We start from the raw sequence: 20,659 nt of genomic DNA on the forward strand, positions 1-20,659 counted from the left end.
ATAACAGGGCTTGCGTCTCGCAAATTACGTGCCCACGGCGTTTGATGAAGTTTTGAAAACTTACCCGCCTTGGGGCAGAGTCGGACTTCTCCCCGCAAGCTGCTTGGGGCTAAAATCCATGTTAAAGGATGCGGGCGAAGCTAGTTTTCCTGCTTCGCCACTTGTACAATCAAAATAGGGTAACAGGAGGTCTGCCTTTGTCTGCCTGAGCGGCGCGAATGACGCAAATGCAGACCCAACCTATAAACGGGATCAGTCTGCTGGCGTTCAAGCGTTGTCGGAATTCCTGCCTGCTCAGTGGCCTGCGTTTCAGACGATTCAATGCCTTTGAGTCACTCTGAACATGCTCCTCGTGTGCAGTGTCTACCGCTGCTGGAGGAAATCCCTGGGTATGCCACAGGCCTATCTCTACACCTTGGGTAAACAACCAGAAGTTTTCTCGCACATTTTGTAAGGGTCGTCGTTTGTAATATCCAACTTTCCCAGTGAACACTTCGGAGATTTTGCTTCCATGTCGACTGCGTCGCCGAGCGGACTAAATGCCAGTGTTTTGGTTTTGAACCGTCAGTATATGGCGGTCCACGTGGTCAACGTGCGGCGGGCGTTCAGCCTGTTGCTCAACCAACTGGCCGAAGTGATTCACCTGGAAGATGGCCAATACGCCAACTACGACTTTCATTCGTGGCGCGAAATCAGCGAGCTCAAGGCTCATTTCAAGGAGCCCCACGACGACTGGATTCGCAGCGTCAACTTCGAGGTTTGCGTGCCCCGGGTGTTGCGCCTCTTGCACTACGATCGCCTCCCTAAGCAGCGGGTGCGGCTCAACCGGCGGAACATTTTCGCCCGAGATGCCAATATCTGCCAATATTGCGGCGAGCGTTTTCCGACCACCGAACTCAGCCTCGACCACATCCTGCCCAGTTGCATGGGGGGCGAAGCGAGCTGGGAAAACCTGGTCTGCGCCTGCGTGAAGTGCAACGTCCGCAAGGGAGGCCGTACGCCCAAACAGGCGGGCATGAAGCTGATCCGCAAGCCGATCATGCCCAAGCGCAGCCCGATGCTCACGATCAAGCTGGGTAATCCCAAGTATGTGAGCTGGAAAACCTTCGTCGACAGCGCCTACTGGTCGGTCGACTTGAAGTAACGCACACGGAATCAAACCCCAAGGTTAGCCGGCAGCGTCCCGCTGCCGGTTAACTTAATCGCTGCCGCACTCGATTTTCAATTTCCATCGATTTTGCCACTTCGATAAGTTGATTGCGCAGCTGTTCTGTTATGGTGACTGGCGGTTCACTGATCATGTAAACCACATGTTCTAACGCCAAGCCATTCTCGCCGTGGGAAAGATATTCTTCAACAATCGCTTGGCCGTCACTCAGCCCAGCTTGATCGAGTGAACTACCTTCGATTACTTCGGTACTCGCAAAGAGTTTGTTCAGTTCTAGCTGGACAGAGGCTGCAGCATGTCGAATCAATTCGATTGTCTTCCAGTTATTCAACACACTTTTCCTATTCGTTTGATTTGTGTGAACTTTTCACGCCCGCTTAATTACACGCAACAGCGCGATCAACACAATCGCCCCCACGGTGGCCGTAATCAACGCGCCCAATAAACCACCAGCAGCGATCCCCAAGAGACCGAAAATCCATCCTCCCAAGAGAGCACCGATCACACCCACGATCAGATCGCCGAGGAGCCCAAACCCGCCACCCTTCATGATCTGTCCCGCCAACCAACCCGCACAGATACCGATAAGAATAAACCAAACAAAGTTCATGGCGACACTCCTGAAAGGAAGAGATGGGATTGCGACTGGCGTGATCCTATCACCGCACGTGATTCGACCGCAAGATTGCTTGGCGGCTCGCGGCTTAGCGCTCCACAAATAAAATCAAACAAAACAAAAAAAGGCCAACCCGCATTCGGGTTGGCCTGGAAACGTTTGCTTAAAGCCAATCTCAAATCAAGAATCGGCCAAAGGCTCTTTCTTCTCCGTGATGCCTGGGCATTGCGGAGCCATCTCGGCATTGAGGGCAATAAACGGCTGCCAATCGGCCGGCACGTTATCTTCATGGAAGATCGCTTCGACCGGGCATTCGGGGACACAGGCTTCGCAGTCAATACATTCATCAGGATGAATGTAAAGAATCTGCTCGCCTTCATAGAAACATTCCACCGGGCAAACCACCACACAATCGGTGTACTTGCAGGCGAAACAAGGTTCACAAACTACATGCGTCATCTCAAGAATTCTCCTTTTTTTCGCTCAAGCGCTCTGCTCGGTGCTTTTGGCGGGCCCCATTTTCGGCCCAATTTATCCGAGTTCGGGATATCCCTCTCTCGGAATGATACAAATATCGGCAGAAGAATGGCAAGTATTGATCGGTGAACGACTTTCGCCAATTCTTTCTGCTTCGCGTCTGTCCGTTATTTACACACTCGGTATTTTCGATGTCAAGCGGATAGTTTAACAAATCCGCCGAGTTTCTCCCCCGTGACCCTCCCCCAAGCCCCCCGTCAATCTTGCTCCTGCTTATCCCGCTATTTACAATAACTGGGTACGCGGTCCAGCGACTTGGTATCGTCTTTCATCTCTTAGGAAAGCTTGTGGGGTACAACTTTCGCGTTTCCCTGGCTCGTAGAGAGCGAACTTGGCAAGAAATTTGCTAGTCAATACTCTCTGAACGAGTGAGAACACGAACTTTGTAGTCCCTTGTCTGAGGAAGCTTCAGTGGCTTTATCCGAGATTGACCGCAATTTGCTCGAACGCTGTTTAGCTAAAAAACCGCGGGCTTGGGAAGACTTTGTCGACCGCTTCATGGGTTTGGTCATTCATGTGATCAATCATACGGCACACTGCCGCTCGGTTTTGCTCTCCAGCAACGACCGCGACGATCTGGTCGCCGACGTGATAATGACCATCGTCGACAACGATTTTGCGGTTCTCCGCCAGTTTCGCGGCAAGAGTAGCCTCGCCACCTATCTGACGGTCATTGCCCGCCGGGTCGTGGTCAAGCAACTCATGAGCCGCCATCAAGCCACCTCCTTGGGATCGTTGGCCGTTGACACTGCCGATCATAATGGCGACGCTGAGCAGCGATTTTCCGACCGCGAAGAGGTCGACAGGTTGTTGCAATCCTTGGCCGGTCCCGAAGCCCAAGTCGTGCGGATGTATCATCTCGAAGGAAAAACCTACCAAGAGATCAGCCGTGCCACGGGGATGCCCACCAACAGCGTTGGCCCGATGCTCACGCGCATCCGCACCAAACTACGCGGCATACACCATGCTTAGTAGGCATCACGCTTAATACCCTGGCCCACGCAAGTCGATTTCACCCTCGGGCCACTCGCGATCCTTGGGATAGCGCATCACCACTTCGTTCCAGAACGGGTAGGCCTGCGGATCTTCGGCCAGCGAATTCACAATCCTGTTGTTCGCAACACAAGCTCCCAGCTTTTCGTAAAAAGGCTTAATGGGGGGGCTTGTTTGAAACAGCGCGAATGGAAAAATGTTCTGATCGACGGGCACGAGGATTTCACGCACCACGAGTTCCCCCAGCCCATGACCCCGAAACGCCGGATCACTGCAAACCATGGCCAATGCGGCGATCGTCATCGGGCCGACCGAACTTCCAATTTCGCGCGGCGTGATGGCCGCGTGGGCGATCACACGTCCTTCGGCGCGAACGATTACCGAGCGCGGCGCTTGGGCATCGCTGGGAACAGCGCCACGACCTAAATTGACGACTTGCTGCACACGATATTCAAACGGCTTCTCTGGATTGGGCCAAACTTTGACGATCAGCTCCGCGATGCCGCGAACGTCGGCTTGCGACAAAGTTCGGGCATCGTGCGTTTCGACCTGATACATGTGAGCTTTCCTTTTGCCGCAAGTATACTGCGAATTTTCACGATCCCCCAAGGCGACTTACAATTTCGACTAGGCAGCGGGCGGCCAGCCTAGCAATAATCTTTGCTACCAATCGTCTCTTCCCTTCAATCGCTGCGAGTTGACCATGTTTTCAGATTCTTCGCTTGGCAATGGCTCGGATCGACGCTCTTTTTTGGCCGCAGGTGTGGGGGCCACGACCGCCGGGTTAGCGGCATTATCAACTTCAGCCATTGCTGCAGAAAGTTCGGCGACAGGCCCAATCATCAAGCCCGGCGACACGATTCTGTTTCAGGGAGATTCGATCACCGACGCGGGGCGCAAGCGAGAGCTTGCCGACAAAGTCAACAATCAAGTAGCCTTTGGCAATGGCTACGCCTGGATGGCTGCCTCAGCGCTCCTGGTCGGCCAGCCCGAGATGAAGCTCAAATTTTTCAATCGCGGTATCAGCGGCAACAAGGTCTATCAATTGGCCGAGCGCTGGCAGGCGGAATGCCTTGATATCAAACCCAATGTGCTGAGCATCCTGATTGGTGTGAACGATATCTGGCATTCACGGGGAGGCGAGTATAAGGGTACGGTCGATGTTTATAAGGATGATTACGTTGCATTGCTGAAACGCACAAAAGACGCACTTCCTGATGTGAAGCTCGTCATCTGCGAGCCTTTTGTTCTTAAATGCGGCGCGGTCGACGACAAGTGGTTTCCCGAGTTCGATGGCTATCGCGAAGCAGCGAAGAGTGTCGCCGAGCAGTTTGACGCGGTTTTTATTCCCTTCCAGACAATGTTCGATCGTGCGGTTGAGTTCGCCCCACCCGAACATTGGGCCGGGGATGGTGTGCATCCTTCGCCTACCGGAGCGGCCTTAATGTCGCACGCTTGGCTGCAAGGCGTAGGGCTGTGTTCTTAGTTTAGCGCGCTTCTTCTTCGAGCCATTCAATCGCCTTCTGCTCGTCGATGAACACCCGCACGTTGTAGCCCGCATTCCGCGAGACGACTTCTATGAAATCATGCGAGCGGTCGGCGGGATCGACCAGAATCGCCGCACGATTATCGAACTCAAGTTCGAGATTCACCATATCCTTATACGCGAAGTCGTAATTGTGATAGACGGAGCTCACATTACGAACAGCGCGGACATCGTAGAGCTGCCGCGAAATTCCACGCTGTTGAGAAGCTTCCGCGGCTGCCTTACCGAACTCCAACGCGAACTCGGTGGTCACTGGCTCATAGACCGTGCAGCGCACGTATTTCCCAGTCTCCGCTAGGGAGATCTCAAATTTCATATCCGCCTTCCCCCCACGAGCCCCACTCGCCCCCTTGCGTGTGGTTCGCCGCACAGTATAACAGCACTGCGCAGAGAGCTGCAAATGGCTTCTCGCTGTTATTACGAAAAACCATATCACGGAGTTATAGCGTTAACGCAGCAAGGCCCGCGTTGTTGAACCAGCCTCAAGCGAGTGCGTCGAGCACCAAATCGCCAATTTCGCTCGTGGTGTAACCCATCTTGCCCGCGGATTGGCTCTTCATCTTCGTGCCCGTAACGTGCATGATCGCGCTCATCACGCGCTCAGCCGCCGCAGCTTGGCCCATTTGATCGAGCATCATGCTCACGGCATTGATGGCGGCAATTGGATTGATTTTGCCGGTGCCAGTATACTTGGGGGCGCTGCCACCCATCGGCTCGAACATGCTCACTCCGCCCGGCTCGGGATTAATATTGCCTCCCGCCGCGACACCCATCCCCCCTTGGATAATTCCGCTGAGGTCGGTGATGATGTCGCCAAACATGTTAGTCGTTACGATCACATCGTAGAACTCGGGATTCTTGACGATCCACATGCAGCAGGCATCAACGTGGTTGTAATCCGTTTCAACGTCGGGATATTCCGTGGCAACTTCTTTGAAGGTGCGCCACCACAGGTCGTGGCCCGTGGTTAGCACGTTGGTCTTGGCCACCAGGGTGAGCTTCTTACCCTTGGGATTGTTGCGCTTCTGCGTCAACTCAAACGCATACCGAATCGCCCGCTCGCAGCCCTTGCGGGTGTAAATCGCCGTTTGAGTGGCGACCTCGTTGGGCGTTCCCTTGTGCATGAATCCGCCGGCACCGCAGTACAAGTCTTCGGTATTCTCGCGGACGACGACGAAATCGATATCTTCGGGGCCTTTGTCCTTGAGCGGCGTTTCCACGCCTGGGAACAATTTCACCGGTCGGAGGTTGATGTACTGGTCGAGGCCGAAACGAACATCGAGTAACAGTTTGCGCTCTAAAATGCCCGGGGCCACGTCAGGATGGCCAACCGCACCCAGCAGCACAGCGTCGAATTTGCGCAGTTGATCGAGGCCATCGGCGGGCAGCGCTTCGCCCGTTTTCAGATAGCGATCCCCACCCCAATCGAGGTCCGTTAGTTCCAACTTGTCGGCAAAGCCTTCGAGCTTGGCGACTGATTTCAGGACCTTCACGCCTTCGGCTGCCACTTCCGGACCAGTACCATCGCCACCAATGACCGCAATCTTCATGAACTTCACCGCTACCTGTTGGATGTTTTGATCGGCTAGAAACCGCTCATTTTAGCCCAGAAAGCCGAGGATCGGCTAGGGGCTGAGATTGCCGAGCTAACTGTGCATCCGGGCACATGGCTCGCGAATCGACATAATTTCTGCCTCGGCCGCATACAGCTCCGCCAATCGGGCCTCGACCACGTCTTCCGGCGCAAAATGCTTGGCCAGCCGCGTATAGGTCGAATGATGCCGCGCTTCGCTCTCGAACAGGCTGCGGTAAAACGTGGCGAGCTCCTCATCTTTGACGTGGGCCGCCAAAGCCTGAAATCGCTCGCAACTACGAGCTTCGATCAATCCCGCCACGAGCAGCCGATCCACGGCCCGCTCCGGTTCGCCCTTTCGTACCAAGGCATGCAGTCGACTTCCGTATTGGCTGGGTTTGATTCGACGAAACGCGATGCCGCGCTTTGTAAGCAGCTCGATCACCATGTGAAAGTGTTCCAACTCTTCGTTGACGATCTCCGTCATCTCGCGGCAAAGCTCGATGTCCTCCACGTAATGAAAAATCAAGTTGAGAGCTGTCCCAGCAGCTTTCTTCTCGCAATGGGCATGGTCGATGAGCACTTCTTCCAAATGCTCATCTACTTGAGCCAGCCAGCTTGCGTCGGTAGGTGCTTGAAGATGGAGCATGATGATTGAGTGGGTTGAAAGGCTCTTGGAAATCAATATGCCGTAATTGCTGTTGACGTTCAACCTTCGCTCCCCAGCTTCCGGCGATCGCGCTGAAACAGCTTGACGACGACCTTTTGAAATAGGGCAGGGAACCAACGCTTCAGCCGCCAGGCCCACCGTGCTTTTCTTCCTAGCACGACATACAACCGACGGCGCTCGACACCACGCATGGTTTGTAGCACCACATCTTCTGCCGTAAAACTCGATTTCCGCGAGTAGGTTTCTGCGATGCGTAGCAAAGCGTCATCCGTAAATGTTCCCTCCTCCAAAAGATGCGAACGAAAAAATCCAGGCATGACGACCGTGACACCCACGCCGCGAGACATCAATTCCCCGTAGAGCGTTTCGGAAAATGCGACCACGCCGGCCTTCGAAGTGCTATATGCTCCCATCGCGGGCGCATTGAGTGCCGCCGCAATCGAGGCGATGTTCACGACATGCCCACCCATAGGCTTCTCCAACAACCAGGGCACGCAGGCGTGGCAGCCATTGATGACTCCCAGCAAATTCACATCCAAGATTCTGCGAAAATCATCAAGCGGATATTCGCCAATCTGACCCGCACCACAAATCCCAGCATTGTTCACCAGCAAATCAAGCCGTGGCCATTGAGAACGCAGCTTCAACACGAGCGCATCCCACGCAGCGGCATCACGGACATCGAAGACCTCCACTTGCCCCGAGCTACCTTGATCACACAACTTCTTGAGCGTCGTTTGAGCGCCTGAATGATCGACATCGGCAATCGCCACATGCCAACCCAAGCTGCCGAGGTGCAGGCAAAAAGCCCGGCCCAACCCACTGGCCCCGCCGGTCACCAGGGCAAAACGCTGTTTGGAATCAATACTCATGGCCCCATGATAGCGGCTGCCTTCCGCCATGCGGGGAGAATTTTGCCGAGCTTTTCCCGCAGATTCCGCGATGGAATCAACGTCGCCGACCGCTAGCCAGCTTGCTACAATCCCCACCTATTTTCGCTTGCAGGTCGTACCGTGGCATATCGGTATACCGACCGAAATGTCATCCCGATGGAGGCTTGCCGACAGAGGGATCTGGCTGGCCTCAGAGGACAAGTAGGTGTTGCTATGCAGAATCTAAGCGAACATTGGACCGACATTCCAAGATGTTTGATCCTTGCTGTGCTTCTGTTCTGCGCTGGCAATCAGCTCCACGCGCAAACGGGCATTATTAGAGCCACCAAGGAAGAGGTGATCGAAATCGGTGGCGATCCCTTTCTGCCCATGGATGTGCGTACCGAAACCGTGAACCTAGCGTTGAACGGTTATTGCCCCGTCACGCTTCGCGATCAGAAACAATGGGTCCTCGGTTCAAACCGCATTCAAGCCCTCCGCGACGGCAAAGCCTACTTGTTCGCCACGCCCCGGCTCCGCGATATCTTTGTCGCGGTCCCCGAGAGCTACCTGCCCGTGCTCGATGGGGATTGCCCCGTCACGTTTGCTCAGTCCCAGAAGCGTATTCCCGGAAAGGTCGAGTTCGGCCTGATCTATCAACGGCGAATCTTTTTGTTTGCAAGTCAAGAAAAGCGAGCCGCCTTTGAGGCCCGCCCCGATGCTTACACCAATGCCGACTTGGTTAACGATGGCTACTGCGTGGTGAGCAAGATGATCGATCACCGGCTGGTTGCAGGTTTGCCTGAGACCGTGGCGATCGTCGATGGCCTGCGCTACATGTTTGGATCGGCCTACTACCGCAAGCTCTTCCTGCTGAACCCTCACAAGTTCGGAGTGAGCAAGTCATTCAGCAAAGGCAGCTACACCAAGATCGAGATTCCCAACATCGATTTTGGCAACGGCATGGGCCCGTTCAATTATGGCAACCAAGATCAGCTCGCGAGTTCGCGGATCGATTCCATTCACGGGATGAAAGGAAAGTCGAGCAAGAAAATCAGAATTAATGGCGACGAAGAAATCGAAGAGAGCATCGAATTCCGCGCGATGTCGGGCTATTGCCCTGTCACGATTCACACGCAAGGAATCTGGCTCCGCGGCAAGTCGAAATACAAATCAACGTACGACGGTCGAGTTTACTTCATGGCAGGCACCGAAGAACAAGCCGCTTTCAAAGAAAACCCGCGCGAATACATGCCGGTGCTTGGCGGCGACAGCATCGTTTCGTACATGAACGATTACGAACGCGTTCCCGGCAGCATCTTCCATGCAGTGCAGTACAAAGGCCGGTTATATTTGCTCGTTGACGCCGAGGAAAAAGCCACTTTTCGCAAGCAGGCCGCCATCTACGAAGAGGCCGATCTTGCCTATGGTGGCCACTGTGCGGTCACGCGGATTGAAGAAAAACGCGAAGTCGCTGGTCTCGCCGAGTACGAAACCATCTATCATGGATTGCGCTATCGCATGGCTTCGCGCATTAAACTCGAAGAGTTTCTCCAAAGCCCGCAGAAATTTGAAGACAAGTAACGCTCACGCCGTGGCCCAATAACCGCCGCGTGCGTGATCGAATTCCGCGGCGCTTCCTCGCCGTGAGGTGTCGATCTTGCCGTTGCGAAACACTTCGTGCCCCATCACCCACGTTCGCACAGGCCAGCCCGTGAGCGTCTGCCCATGCCAGGCGCTCCAGCCGCACTTGGTGAGTTGGTTCTCATTGCGAATTTCTTGCCGAAGGTTCATGTCGATGAGCACCAAATCGGCGTCATACCCCTCAACGATGCGGCCTTTATTGACGATGTCCCACACCCGCGCGGGGGCATCGCACATCGCATGCACGATCGTTTCCAGCGTGCAGCGGCCCTGATTCACTTCGTTGACCATCAACGCCAGGCTATTCTCGACGTTCGGCATACCCGAAGGGGATTGCGGATATGGCTTGCGTTTTTCTTCGAGAGTATGCGGTGCGTGATCCGTCGCGATCACTTGAATCAGCCCTGTGTTGATGGCCTCCCATAAGGCAGCACTATCAGCAGCCGTTTTTAACGAAGGATTCATCTGCGCGAGCGTTCCAAATCGCGCGTAATCATCGATATTCAGCAGCAAATGATGCGGGCAAGCCTCGGCCGTAATCAAACCGCCGTGATCGCCCAAGAGTTTTGTTTCTTCCGCCGTCGAAACATGCAGCACGTGAAATCGATGATTGTGCCGCTTGGCGAGATCGATCGCTCGGCGGGTGGCAATAACCGCCGCTTGATGATCACGAATTTGCGAATGCACGGCAACGTCGGTGATACCCGCCAATCGCGCGGCATTGGCTCGCACCGTAGCCTCGTCTTCGCAGTGAGCGGTAATAGGCAGCGTCGTTTCCGCGAAGATTCGTTCCAGGGCTTCTTGCGCATCAACGAGCAAATCCCCGGTGCTCGAACCGATAAAAATCTTGATCCCCGGAGTTCCCTCGGCCAACTTGAGTTCTTCCACATTGTCCGGGGTCGCGCCGATGTAAAACCCATAGTTGACGAGCGACTTCTCCGCCGCGAGCGCCTTCTTCTCGGCCAGCCGTTCCCGCGTGGTGGTCGTCGGCATGGTGTTCGGCATTTCGAGGAATGTCGTCACGCCCCCCGCGGCACAAGCTCGCGACGCACTCGCCAAGTCTTCTTTATGCGTTAGCCCTGGCTCGCGGAAATGGACCTGATCGTCGATGACGCCCGGGATGAGATGCAACCCCGCGGCATCGACCACTTCATCCGCCTGAGTTTGCATCGCCGGATCAATCGCCGCGATTTGCGTGCCTTCGATCAACACACTGACCGCGGCAATACCCGTGGGGAGCACAACTTGAGCGTTCTTGATCAGCGTTTTCACGACAAACTTTCTCGGCAAATCAATAGGCGGGAACAAGAGCCTGCATTTTTGCCCAAGCGAGTCGCAAAGTCGAGCCTCAAGGCTCTATGGTCGAATGGTGGACGTGTCGGCCATTCTGCCGCCGCGTCGTAAATGACCCCAGCCAACCCTTCCAGCGGAAGAACAGCAACAAGCCGATGGCAATCGTCAGCATGAACAACATCACCGCCGGATAGCCGTACCGCCATTCCAATTCCGGCATGTTCCAGGGAGAAATTTGCGTGTCAAAATTCATGCCGTATACCCCCGCGATGAAACTGAGCGGAATGAAGATCGTCGAGATGATCGTCAGCACCTTCATGATCTCGTTCATGCGGTTGTTGATTTCCGACGAGAAAAAATCGCGCAGATCGCTACACGCATCGCGATGATTATCCAGCGTGTCGAGAATTTGAATCGTGTGATCGTGGCAGTCACGCAAATAGACGGTGGTTTCCTTGCCGATCAGCCATTCGTGCCGCGTCGCCAAATCGTCAACAGCCTCGCGCAACGGCCAGACGATCCGCCGCAGCAGCCGCACGTCGTGCCGAATGCCGTGCAACCTGGCGATCATGTGGCGCGTCGGTCCTTGTTCGAGTTCCCCGTCCAGCCGATCAACAACTTCGCCAATTCGTTCGAGCGTGGGAAAATAGGAATCGATCATCGCGTCCAATAGCGAATACAACAGATAATCGGGACCCAATTCTCGCATCGCCCGGCCGGTGAATTGCATCCGATGCCGAATCGTCTCAAAACATTCGCTCGGACATTCCCGCCAGCTGACGATAAAATCATTTCCGAGAAAGAAACTCACCTGTTCGAAGGTGTGCTTTTTCCCCCGGCGCGGTGCTTGAGCCACCACGAAGAGATGATCGTAATAGTTTTCAACCTTGGAACGTTGCGGAATGGCCACCACGTCTTCCAGCGCAAGCCGGTGGATGCCAAACAATTGCCCGACCTGCTCGAACAGACTTGCATCTCCCATACCGACGATATCAACCCACATCACAGGATACTTGCCGCGCAATTCGCGAGCCAATTCCAGACTGCAATTGGGATGATCTTCAAGCTTGGCCGGCCCATAGCAGGTCACGCGAATTGTCGGTGGCAACGCCCCCGGCGGAATATTGATCGAGCCCGGCCGGGCCCCTGGCGAAAGGGTGTGCTCATAACTCTTGATGAACATGCTAGTGCTGTGATCGTCGGACGTGTCGCTCATGGTCGTTATGTTGGTTAAGATTTGCCGGTGAAATTGCCAGACAAGCAAGATAACTTGCCGCAATCCCACGACAAACACCAACTTACCACGGCGAAGATTTCCGCGTGAATTGCACTGGATTTTCAATCACTTTGCGGTTTTAAGGGGTTGCTGATAACTCAGATATTCAAGCGGACCTTCGTCGCTCATAAGGCCGCACAATTCCTTGTCGTGCAGCACGTCTTGAACGCGCATCGGCTGTCCATCGACCGTGCACCACTGGTCGACCAAACGAATTCCGTGGCTGTAATCGACATACCAATGAATATGTACGGTGGTCAGCGGCTGAATCGGTTTGCCGTCGAGTTGGTGCCAACCGTAGATCGCCACGTGATCAGGCCGCTTCAAAATCTCATTCGTGATCACCACATCCTTCTTGATTCCCATCACCAAGTCCGTGGGGCGGCGATTTGGCCATTGCTCCTGAATCAGTTGATGATGCTGCAAAAACGTGGCCAGTGATTCCCGATCTTCGGTCAGCGGCTGTGGCACAAGTTTCGTCTCCGCGGCTTGGTAGATATCTTCAACCATCTTCCGCGTGGGGAGCACGCAGCCCAGCATGTCGGACAGAAATTGAGCCGTGTACGGCGTGAGCGGCACGCGGACAAAATCGTCGTCGCTCCCCACCATCACATAGTCAGGCGAAACGCGGTAAACAATCTTGTGCGTCTTACCATCCGTTGTTTTCAATTCTGCTTCAACATTCTTAAATTGCCGCCAGAAGTCGGGGACATTCCCTTGCAGGATTTCTTTCGTAATCTCAGCTTCACGAACAGCAGGCTCAGCTGCTAGTAAATCCTCGATCACAGCCGTGCCGTCACGAGCATCGGCCCGCCGTTGTTGCAGGTCAGGGGCCGCAGCCAACCATTTCTCGGGTGAACACGGCTCTGGCTGAATCGAATCGCTAAAGACGCGCGGCGTGGCCAGCTTGCCCCATTTTTCGTGATACGGCGTGCCGAGGGTTAGCACTTCCAGCAGCCCGTTCATCTCACCCACCATCCGCGTATGCAGAATGATATTGTCGGGATTGGGATGAATGAGCGCGGTTAACCGCCCATCCTTGGCCGAGTATCTTGCGAATTCTCCTTGTTTGTCTTCAGCGACTTTTGTCTTTTCTTTCACGAAGTCGAGCATGCGATGCGTGGCCCGTAAAGTTCCGCCGGTGGGACCCACCACTTTTTTGCCGTTGAGCTCGATATTGCGATCGTCATACGCCAGAACAACAAACTGATGCGACGGATTCGCATCGAGCCAGGCGAGAATCTTTTCGCCATGCCGCTGGGCATTGTCATAACCATAGTTGGCATCCAGAAATGCGATGCGTTCCACAAGCGGAGGGATCTCCTCAACCGCGTCGAGATAGCCAAACAGAAAACTCCCCCCGCCGCTGTGTCCCGTGAGAACCACGCGAACGTCCTCACTGGGCAAACTCTCGGCCAGCGACTCGACGATTTGCCGGATCAACTGCGGCCCCTGCTTGCGTTGGCCTTTCCAAGTCGGCCAGCTTAAATTGTTCGCTTGCACGCAGGCCAGCACGACATTCCGATCCGTTTCCAGCCCGCGAAATTTCCGCCATTGTGCGGCCGCATGCTGAATGTCGAAGTGCCAATCCATCCCTTCGGCCAACTGGCACCCCAAAGTTTGCTCGGCCGAGTTGCCGTTGGGCGTGGCGTAGATAACAAGCAACGTCGGCTTGCTCGGATCGAAGTCGCCGGTTCCCGGTGCGACAACAATAGCCCGTGCCTGTTCGGCAAATCGAATCTCTCGCACCTGCTCGTTGTTGTAGCCACTCTCAACAAACCCCGGCAAAGTTGTAGCCGCGCTCGCTGAGACATTCCCGAGAAGTAGACACGCCACAATCAAAAAGCTTAAGCACTTCATGAGTTGGATTCCGCAAGTTGCTGCCAAAACTCTTCGAGACCCAAATCGGCAACCTGCTGCGAAATGTAATCACGATCAAGCGTGTTACTGCGGATCTTTAAAATGCCGGCGATGTCTCGCAGGTGGCGTTCCCCGCCCCCCATCTGATGCCATTTCAGTTTTTGCACGATCATATCTTCGGGGGAACTGAAGATTCCCTCGCAGTCGTCGGCTATCGGAATTTTAACGCTGCGTTCCATGCGTGACCGATCACGTGAATCGTCTTTCGCCACGATGACGTCGATCTTCAAACCGCTTCCTGGGTGGATGATGTTGAACATCCCCTGCCGCTGGCATTCCTGATGAGCGGTTTGTCGATTCAAGTAGAATTCTGACTCGGGAAAGCCATCGCAAAATTCATCGCAGTTCGTTTCATTGAGATCGACCACAACATCAATGTCATTGGTAAAGCGAGGTTCCCCAAAGACAATCGTTGCATGAGAACCAGTGATGAAGTAACGAATTTTCGTTCGCTCCAAATGCCGGCACAGAAAAACAAGTAGATCAGATTGCTCCATGTAAGAGCCTCTGCGCAACTTGAGCTTGAACTTGTTCGGGCGTCCAGTCAGGATGCTCGGCTTTGATAACGCGTTGCAAGAGTTGGCTCGCGTGGGACCACATGCCGTGCGCAATGGCCAATCGTTCAGCCGGGCTCTTCGCGCGCAAGACTTCCGCCATCGCGTCGTCGACAACCTCAAAACCTCGCGGGAGCATTTCCATCGCCGCATTTTAGCCGAACGCCGCCATTCGTGGCAGTCACCCGGAATTAGCGCCGCCCCGAATTACCGACGCCGATCAGCGATGTCCCTCACTTTCGGCCGTGATGTCGGGAATGTGCGTGAACGCGATCCGCATCGGGGCTTGATCGCGTGCTTCATGCATCGACGCGAAGTACACCGAATTCGGCCCGACCTGTTCGTTGATCGCATCCATCGCCTGGGTCGCCCGCAAATTCCGGCGTTCCTCGGCAAACAAGGGGAGCGGAGTATTCAAGTCGCTGGCGAAATCCCACAGCACGATACCGACCTTCAGCGGAATGCCCCCCGGGGGCCGCTCGGCCCACAATTCTTCAAACGCCCGTAGCATCGTTGGCGTATCCTGGCAGCGGCTCAAATAGGCGACCCCCTGCCACTTCGGCCAGCCATATTGATACGACAGGCTCAACTTCATCCGCCGCGCCCAATAGCCCAAACGCCGCATGCGGCTGGCGGCTTTATGAATCAGCCGCACCAACACGCCCCGCGCTCCCAGGTCCGTGCGAAACTCGGGGGCCAACACGTGCGAATGGCCCACCGTGCGGCGCTGCGTCGGCACATCCTCATAATCGAGCCCCCGCAGCCAGCACCACCATTGATCCCCCAACACGCTTTGCCAAACGTCGGCCATGCTCTCGCGCGACAAGCTGCACAATTGGCGGACATTATAAACGCCCCGATTGTTCAATCTCGCCAGCATCCCCCGCGCGATGCCGGGCAAATCCGTGAGCGACAAACGATATAGCTTGTAAGGCAGTTCATTATCCGTAATCGAAACCAGCCCGTCGGGCTTTTGCATGTTGCTCGCCACCTTCGCGAGAAAACGATTGGGAGCCAAGCCCACTGAACACCGCAAAAACGGCCCGACCTGACTGTAAATCGCTTCCTTCACGCGCTCAGCCAGCGCGATCGCGTCATCCAGCCCACGTTGATGCGGAGAAATCTGGCACACCATTTCGTCGATCGAACAAACCTTCTCCACCGGCAACACCGTCTCCACGGCCTCGATGATTTGGTGATGCACGCGGATATACCGTTCGTGATCGGCCAGCACCAACCGCAACTGCGGGCAAGCCTTTTTCGCATCGCCGACGTTGGTCCCCGTGCGAATCCCATACGCCCGAGCTTCATAACTGGCGGCGATGCAGCAAGTGCGGTTGGTTATCACCGGCACCACAGCGACAGGCTTTCCCCGCAACTTCGGCTGAACTTGCTGTTCGACCGAAGCGAAGAATGAATTCATATCGAGAAAAAGCCATTTGACAGCTAGCATACATCTGTACACTACTATTAGACAAAGGCCAAGTCAAGAGAATTTTCCAGAGTGGCACGAGTCTCCGACTCGTAATTCCTCGGCCGTGATGAAAACATTGCCGCGGCGGAGGTTGTGAAAAAGTATGAGGAACTGATTGCATTGGAAGAAGGGACATTAACCAACTGACAGCGACTTTTGCATTTCCCAATGCAGGATCGTCACTTGTTCAAAAGGCTCGCCGATCCGCGTGTAGTCGAGTTTTTCGTAGAACGGGATGGCCGTATCGCGTGCGTTGAGCGTCATCAACGTGAACCCTCGCTCACGGGCGAATTGCTCGGCGAACTCCACCAAGGCTTTGCCGATACCCTGACGCTGCAGATGAGGAGAGACGGCAACTTGTCGCATACGTATGTCGCGTGCTTGGATCGGCAAGAGCACTAAGCAACCAACCAGCTCAGCATTCATGTGGCAAACGAGATGAAAGTAGTGGCGTTCCTGCTCAAGAGTTTCGTCATTGAGAGAAATTCCAAGCGGTTTCCGCAAAACCTCTTCACGCAGCGCAAATGCCGCTGCGTAAGAAGGTGTACCAAACTCGATTTGGGAGCAAACAATCTCAGTCATGGTCGCGGCTTTTTGCGATTGGTGGCAGCGTGTTTTGCTCTTTCACTCATCCGGTATGTTCGGTTCCACCAACTTCGCCAGTGCCAGCAGCGATTCCTGCCAGCCGAGGTAACACGCTTCGGGCGGGATCACGTCGGGGATGCCCGCTTGTTCGATGCTCAGTTCCGTGCCGACCGAGACTTGCTTGAACGTCACGGTGACTTGCATTTCGCCCGGCAGGTTGGGATCGTCGAAGCGATCGACATAGCGGAGCAACTCCCCGGGTTTGAGTTCCAGGTAGCTTCCACCAAAGGAATGGCTCTTGCCGGTGGTGAAGTTGGTGAACGACATCCGGTACCCGCCGGCCACTTGCGCGTTCATCTCGTGGACTTTCCCCGTGAACCCATTCGGCGGCAGCCACTTGGCCATCGCATCGGGATCGAGGAAGGCTTTGTAAACTTTTTCGGGTGGGGCGGTGAGGACACGATGGAAACGGATGGTGTTGGGCATGGGGAGGACCTTTTTAAAAATCACGTCGTTACTTGCATCTGAGCGCCAACTATTTTGGGTGAGAAGTTGAGTTCAAGGCAAATGTATGGGTCGACCTTGGTAGGTTATAGCAAAGTCGGATGCAAAACGGATATCTGGATGATTAACTATCGTTTGCGCGATAGTTCTGACACGGTCATCTGAAAATTCTTTGTGGAACCGAAACTCGATAAGGCCAGGTTTTACCATCGCTGCCAGAGCATTGCCTGCGGAGTCGTCACTGTAGCAAAGTCCCGGCTGAATTACCTCGCGATGTTCCATTGTGTGCGGAAAAAAAGCAACGCCGCTTTCATTGGCGATCAGTTTGAACAAATAACTATGCGACTCGGCCATTCGATCCACAATATCAAGGCCATACACATTCATAGCAAAACTAAATGAGTAGAGGAAATGGATTAAGATTCTAGCAAAAAATTCTACTAACAAGATGAAAGCTACTATATTTGTCCTTACGGAACACAAGTAGTTACTAGCTCAAGGGCTTAGGTCTATCTCTAACCAGACACGACGATATTTCATCAACGGCCTCTTTAAAAGGAACCTGCAAACTTGAAAGTTGAAAAGTAGACATTGACCACCGTAACGGTGATAAGGGTGGGTCGGCAAAGGCACGTTCGTAAGCTTGCTCAGCATTCCAGTCGCATCGAAGTGCACCGAAATTATTGAATGCTGATGCTTGAAACCAGCAAAGTTTGGCGAGTATTTGTTCGAACCTGAGAATCCAATCACTTTCAAAATGATACATGTTTTTGTAAACGCCACCAAAAGTAATCAGATTGGAACCGTAATAAGGAACGATTCCTTTAGGCGGATGCACGTTAAACATAGAGCGAACGATAAATGGATAATCGTCATCATTATGTGCTTCTTTTGGGAGTGATTGAATCACTTCTGTGTTGTGTTCAAACACCCGACGAGATTCTTCATGTCGTCCGAAATCGAAGGGACAATTAATGAAACCGTGGATAACAACTTCGACACCCATGGAATAATCCAGTAATAAAGCAGCTCACTCTCGTACAGAACCAATAACTTGGGATTGTAAGTCAATACTGCCACAAATAAAGGTGTAAGAAATCTAGCCACGGACGAAACACGGAATTACACGGACTCTCTTTTTCCGTGTTCCATCCGTGAAATTCCGTGGCAAAAATGATTTACGGAAGCTGAGGCATCCGGCTGGCCGCGTTTACGGCTCGCCAATCATTCCGCGGTTCCTGCGCGGATAAACCTTCCTTGTCCCTGAGCATCGAGATATTCCAAATTCACCGCACTCGCGCGGCCATCTGGTCCCATCTGGAAGCTCACGGCACTTTCACCCGTCGCCATTTCGCCGATCGGCTGATAGATAAAGTCGTCGCGGTCCGCATGCGTTAAGGGAAATCGCATTTTTTTCGGTCCCATCAGCAGAGCAAGGTTTTTATCCTGTTCGACGACTTCGAGATCACCGTAGTACGTATTGGTGTACTTGCCGACATAGGCCTCCGCAGGCAGCGCGGGCGAATCATCGGCAGCAGGAGTTGCCTCGTCCTGCTGGGGCTCTTCGGTTTCCTCAACCAATCCTCCGAAAAAGCTCAGCCAATCCATTTGCACTTTGCCCGCCATGGCCAAATCCAAATAGCTCGCCGCGATCGCTTCGGCTGCTCCCATCGGGGCGGCATTGGTAAGAACGACGATGCCGAGCTCTTCAGCAGGGAACATGTTGACGACGGTCGCCGCTCCCAAGTCGAATCCCCCGGAATGCCCTAGGAAGACTCGCCCCTTGTCGTTGTAGCTGACGTTCCAACCCAGCCCATAAAAGCCAGCCTGGTCCGTCGCCGGGTTGGCGGCAGGACGGCTAACGATCTGGGGGCGGTGGGTTTCGTTGAGTGCCGCGGACGTTATGACTTGCTTGCCGTCGAACTTTCCCTCGGCAAGTTGCAAGCGGAGCCAATGGGACATGTCGCGTATCGTGGAACTCACGCCCCCGGCCGGTGACTGGGCGTCGGGATCGCGAACATTTTTTGGTGCCCACTTCCCATCTACGCGAACATGCAGCAATGCACGGTTGGGCGCAGACTCGTAGTCGGCATAGCGTGAACTGGTAGAGGTCATGCCGAGCGGCTTGTAAAGTTTGGCCTCACAAAGCTCTTCCCAGGTCGTGTCGGCCGAGCGTGCCGCAGCAACGCCTGCCTCCGTAAATCCGAAATTCGTGTACGCATACTGTGAGCGAAATTGATCCCCAGACTTCAAATACCGCAGGCGATGAAGAACTTCCGCCCGATCGTAGCCCAAATCTTCCAGCAAATCGCCCGCGTGATCTGGCAGGCCGCTGCGATGGCAGAGCAGGTCGCGAAAGGTGAGCTCCCGCGTGACCCAGGGATCGTATAGCTGAAAACCCGGATCGTGGTCGGTTATGGCATCATCCCAGCCAATTTTTCCCTCGCCAACCAAGGCGGAGATCACCGTCGTAGCAATCGGCTTCGAGACCGACGCCAGCTGAAATACCGTATCGGTTTCGATGGGGTCCGACTGGCCCACCTCTCGCACGCCGAAGCCCTTGAGATAAACGACTTCGTCCTCGTGGACCACCGCGATGGCAATGCCAGGCACGCCAGTTTGCTTGCGCACGTTTTCGACAACTTTTTCCAGCTCAGGAATGGCGGCCTTCACGTTTTCCCGAGTGACGGCCGGTGCCGATGCTGCCCCGAACGCCAGAATAACGATGGCAAGCAAGGCCACTACACCGCCACGGCCAAGGATATGAAAATTATTCTTCATGTTGCTGTTCCTGAGTTTTTCGCCACAGTCTTGAACTTGGTACTCGCCGGCGACGGAATAGAGAATTTTAGCGGCGCAGGAATTCGTTAAGTAAGGTCGTGGCATAAATGCAATGTGACTGTCACATTGCATAACTATAGACGTAGTGAATGCCCTTCCATCTATTTTCTAAGTAGCCACGGATTTGTAATTATATTCAACACGCTTTCCGTTCTCATCCCAACTTGCTGTTCTCGAGTCATCGTCGTAATGAAATTTCTTGAGCGACGCGAGGTGCCATGAATATCGATAAAGAACCCGAGCACACACGCCGAGTACGACTGGCAAAAAAAGAAGCCATAGCAGTGTAAGTCGAAAGCTGCCCGCGAATCCGCGATAGCCAAGGAATGCTATGGTACCCAGGAAAAGTAAAAGTCCAATAAAGCCGAGTAGTTCGGCTAAGCCATGAAGTGCGTAACCTAACGGCGTACACCGCTGTTTACCAATTCTCAGGCTTTCGTTGTCCCACATAGGGAATATGAACATGCCATTAGACCTGCCAAAATTTTCAATTGCGGGCTCAAAGATTCGAGCGAGATAGAACTGAATATAATTCCACTGGCACGATTAAAAAACTAAGCCACGGATGAAACACAGAAGCACACGGATTTCGT

At 54.1% G+C, this 20,659-nt stretch carries 23 protein-coding genes; 4 read left to right on the forward strand and 19 right to left on the reverse strand.

The genetic code is table 11. From position 1 onward, the window contains the following. Window positions 1-511: 511 nt before the first annotated feature. The gene (locus tag SH678x_RS15125) at window positions 512-1,144 is read left to right on the forward strand and encodes an HNH endonuclease (protein WP_496919290.1); all 633 of its coding nucleotides are present in this window, start codon (window positions 512-514) and stop codon (window positions 1,142-1,144) included. A 49-nt stretch (window positions 1,145-1,193) separates the two neighbouring features. Here SH678x_RS15125 and SH678x_RS15130 read toward each other — a convergent pair whose 3' ends face one another. The 3 genes from SH678x_RS15130 to SH678x_RS15140 form a co-directional block, all read right to left on the reverse strand. Then, window positions 1,194-1,499, reverse strand: coding sequence for a MafI family immunity protein (locus SH678x_RS15130; protein ID WP_496919291.1), 306 nt, complete (start codon window positions 1,497-1,499; stop codon window positions 1,194-1,196). 36 nt (window positions 1,500-1,535) lie between these two features. Next, complete coding sequence (locus SH678x_RS15135) at window positions 1,536-1,778, reverse strand: GlsB/YeaQ/YmgE family stress response membrane protein (RefSeq protein WP_496919292.1); 243 nt, start codon at window positions 1,776-1,778, stop codon at window positions 1,536-1,538. A 186-nt stretch (window positions 1,779-1,964) separates the two neighbouring features. Beyond that, a complete protein-coding gene (locus tag SH678x_RS15140) occupies window positions 1,965-2,243 on the reverse strand; it encodes a ferredoxin family protein (RefSeq protein ID WP_496919293.1) in 279 nt (92 codons plus the stop codon). Window positions 2,244-2,732: 489 nt separating this feature from the next. Here SH678x_RS15140 and SH678x_RS15145 point away from each other — a divergent pair, with 489 nt between their 5' ends. Then, window positions 2,733-3,293: an RNA polymerase sigma factor gene (locus SH678x_RS15145; protein WP_496919294.1), complete on the forward strand. Its 561-nt coding sequence runs from the start codon at window positions 2,733-2,735 to the stop codon at window positions 3,291-3,293. Between the two features lie 12 nt (window positions 3,294-3,305). On the opposite strand, the gene SH678x_RS15150 is transcribed toward SH678x_RS15145, so the two are convergent. Beyond that, entirely contained in the window at window positions 3,306-3,872 is a 567-nt protein-coding gene (locus SH678x_RS15150) for a GNAT family N-acetyltransferase (protein WP_496919295.1), read from the reverse strand. A 145-nt stretch (window positions 3,873-4,017) separates the two neighbouring features. Between SH678x_RS15150 and SH678x_RS15155 the strand changes: the two genes are divergently transcribed. Next, window positions 4,018-4,800, forward strand: coding sequence for an SGNH/GDSL hydrolase family protein (locus SH678x_RS15155; RefSeq protein WP_496919296.1), 783 nt, complete (start codon window positions 4,018-4,020; stop codon window positions 4,798-4,800). A 1-nt stretch (window position 4,801) separates the two neighbouring features. Here the strand turns inward: SH678x_RS15155 and SH678x_RS15160 are convergent, their stop codons facing one another. The 4 genes from SH678x_RS15160 to SH678x_RS15175 all read right to left on the reverse strand — a co-directional run bounded on the left by SH678x_RS15160 (window position 4,802) and on the right by SH678x_RS15175 (window position 8,005). Then, window positions 4,802-5,176 (reverse strand): hypothetical protein, encoded by a 375-nt coding sequence (locus tag SH678x_RS15160; RefSeq protein ID WP_496919297.1) that lies wholly within the window; start codon window positions 5,174-5,176, stop codon window positions 4,802-4,804. Between the two features lie 166 nt (window positions 5,177-5,342). Further along, window positions 5,343-6,410, reverse strand: coding sequence for a 3-isopropylmalate dehydrogenase (locus tag SH678x_RS15165; protein ID WP_496919298.1), 1,068 nt, complete (start codon window positions 6,408-6,410; stop codon window positions 5,343-5,345). A 96-nt stretch (window positions 6,411-6,506) separates the two neighbouring features. Beyond that, window positions 6,507-7,082, reverse strand: a complete 576-nt coding sequence (locus SH678x_RS15170) for a MiaE family protein (RefSeq protein WP_496919299.1) — start codon at window positions 7,080-7,082, stop codon at window positions 6,507-6,509. A 59-nt stretch (window positions 7,083-7,141) separates the two neighbouring features. Continuing rightward, window positions 7,142-8,005 carry an SDR family NAD(P)-dependent oxidoreductase gene (locus SH678x_RS15175; RefSeq protein ID WP_496919300.1) on the reverse strand — a complete coding sequence of 288 codons (864 nt, stop codon included), beginning with the start codon at window positions 8,003-8,005 and terminating at the stop codon, window positions 7,142-7,144. Between the two features lie 204 nt (window positions 8,006-8,209). On the opposite strand from SH678x_RS15175, the gene SH678x_RS15180 reads away from it, so the two are divergent. Further along, the gene (locus tag SH678x_RS15180; protein ID WP_496919301.1) at window positions 8,210-9,559 is read left to right on the forward strand and encodes a hypothetical protein; all 1,350 of its coding nucleotides are present in this window, start codon (window positions 8,210-8,212) and stop codon (window positions 9,557-9,559) included. A gap of 3 nt (window positions 9,560-9,562) precedes the next feature. Here SH678x_RS15180 and SH678x_RS15185 read toward each other — a convergent pair whose 3' ends face one another. The 11 genes from SH678x_RS15185 to SH678x_RS15235 all read right to left on the reverse strand — a co-directional run bounded on the left by SH678x_RS15185 (window position 9,563) and on the right by SH678x_RS15235 (window position 20,006). Further along, on the reverse strand, window positions 9,563-10,891 hold the full coding sequence (locus SH678x_RS15185; protein WP_496919302.1) for a dihydroorotase: 1,329 nt from the start codon (window positions 10,889-10,891) through the stop codon (window positions 9,563-9,565). Between the two features lie 76 nt (window positions 10,892-10,967). After that, window positions 10,968-12,128 carry a magnesium/cobalt transporter CorA gene (corA, locus tag SH678x_RS15190; RefSeq protein ID WP_496919303.1) on the reverse strand — a complete coding sequence of 387 codons (1,161 nt, stop codon included), beginning with the start codon at window positions 12,126-12,128 and terminating at the stop codon, window positions 10,968-10,970. Between the two features lie 126 nt (window positions 12,129-12,254). Further along, window positions 12,255-14,048: a carbohydrate kinase family protein gene (locus SH678x_RS15195; RefSeq protein ID WP_496919304.1), complete on the reverse strand. Its 1,794-nt coding sequence runs from the start codon at window positions 14,046-14,048 to the stop codon at window positions 12,255-12,257. Next, window positions 14,045-14,605: a nucleotidyltransferase family protein gene (locus tag SH678x_RS15200; protein ID WP_496919305.1), complete on the reverse strand. Its 561-nt coding sequence runs from the start codon at window positions 14,603-14,605 to the stop codon at window positions 14,045-14,047. The genes SH678x_RS15195 and SH678x_RS15200 overlap by 4 nt, the downstream gene beginning before the upstream one ends. After that, the gene (locus SH678x_RS15205) at window positions 14,592-14,807 is read right to left on the reverse strand and encodes a hypothetical protein (RefSeq protein WP_496919306.1); all 216 of its coding nucleotides are present in this window, start codon (window positions 14,805-14,807) and stop codon (window positions 14,592-14,594) included. The genes SH678x_RS15200 and SH678x_RS15205 overlap by 14 nt, the downstream gene beginning before the upstream one ends. 75 nt (window positions 14,808-14,882) lie before the next feature. Beyond that, window positions 14,883-16,085 carry a DNA polymerase Y family protein gene (locus tag SH678x_RS15210; RefSeq protein ID WP_496919307.1) on the reverse strand — a complete coding sequence of 401 codons (1,203 nt, stop codon included), beginning with the start codon at window positions 16,083-16,085 and terminating at the stop codon, window positions 14,883-14,885. Between the two features lie 186 nt (window positions 16,086-16,271). Further along, window positions 16,272-16,718, reverse strand: coding sequence for a GNAT family N-acetyltransferase (locus tag SH678x_RS15215; protein WP_496919308.1), 447 nt, complete (start codon window positions 16,716-16,718; stop codon window positions 16,272-16,274). 42 nt (window positions 16,719-16,760) lie between these two features. Then, window positions 16,761-17,207, reverse strand: a complete 447-nt coding sequence (locus SH678x_RS15220) for an SRPBCC family protein (protein WP_496919309.1) — start codon at window positions 17,205-17,207, stop codon at window positions 16,761-16,763. A 72-nt stretch (window positions 17,208-17,279) separates the two neighbouring features. After that, window positions 17,280-17,672 carry a hypothetical protein gene (locus SH678x_RS15225; RefSeq protein WP_496919310.1) on the reverse strand — a complete coding sequence of 131 codons (393 nt, stop codon included), beginning with the start codon at window positions 17,670-17,672 and terminating at the stop codon, window positions 17,280-17,282. A gap of 43 nt (window positions 17,673-17,715) precedes the next feature. After that, window positions 17,716-18,231 (reverse strand): hypothetical protein, encoded by a 516-nt coding sequence (locus tag SH678x_RS15230; protein ID WP_496919311.1) that lies wholly within the window; start codon window positions 18,229-18,231, stop codon window positions 17,716-17,718. Between the two features lie 218 nt (window positions 18,232-18,449). After that, window positions 18,450-20,006, reverse strand: a complete 1,557-nt coding sequence (locus SH678x_RS15235) for a serine hydrolase (protein WP_496919312.1) — start codon at window positions 20,004-20,006, stop codon at window positions 18,450-18,452. Between the last annotated feature and the right edge of the window lie 653 nt (window positions 20,007-20,659).

The sequence above is a fragment of the Bythopirellula superficialaquae genome, from assembly GCF_059632245.1.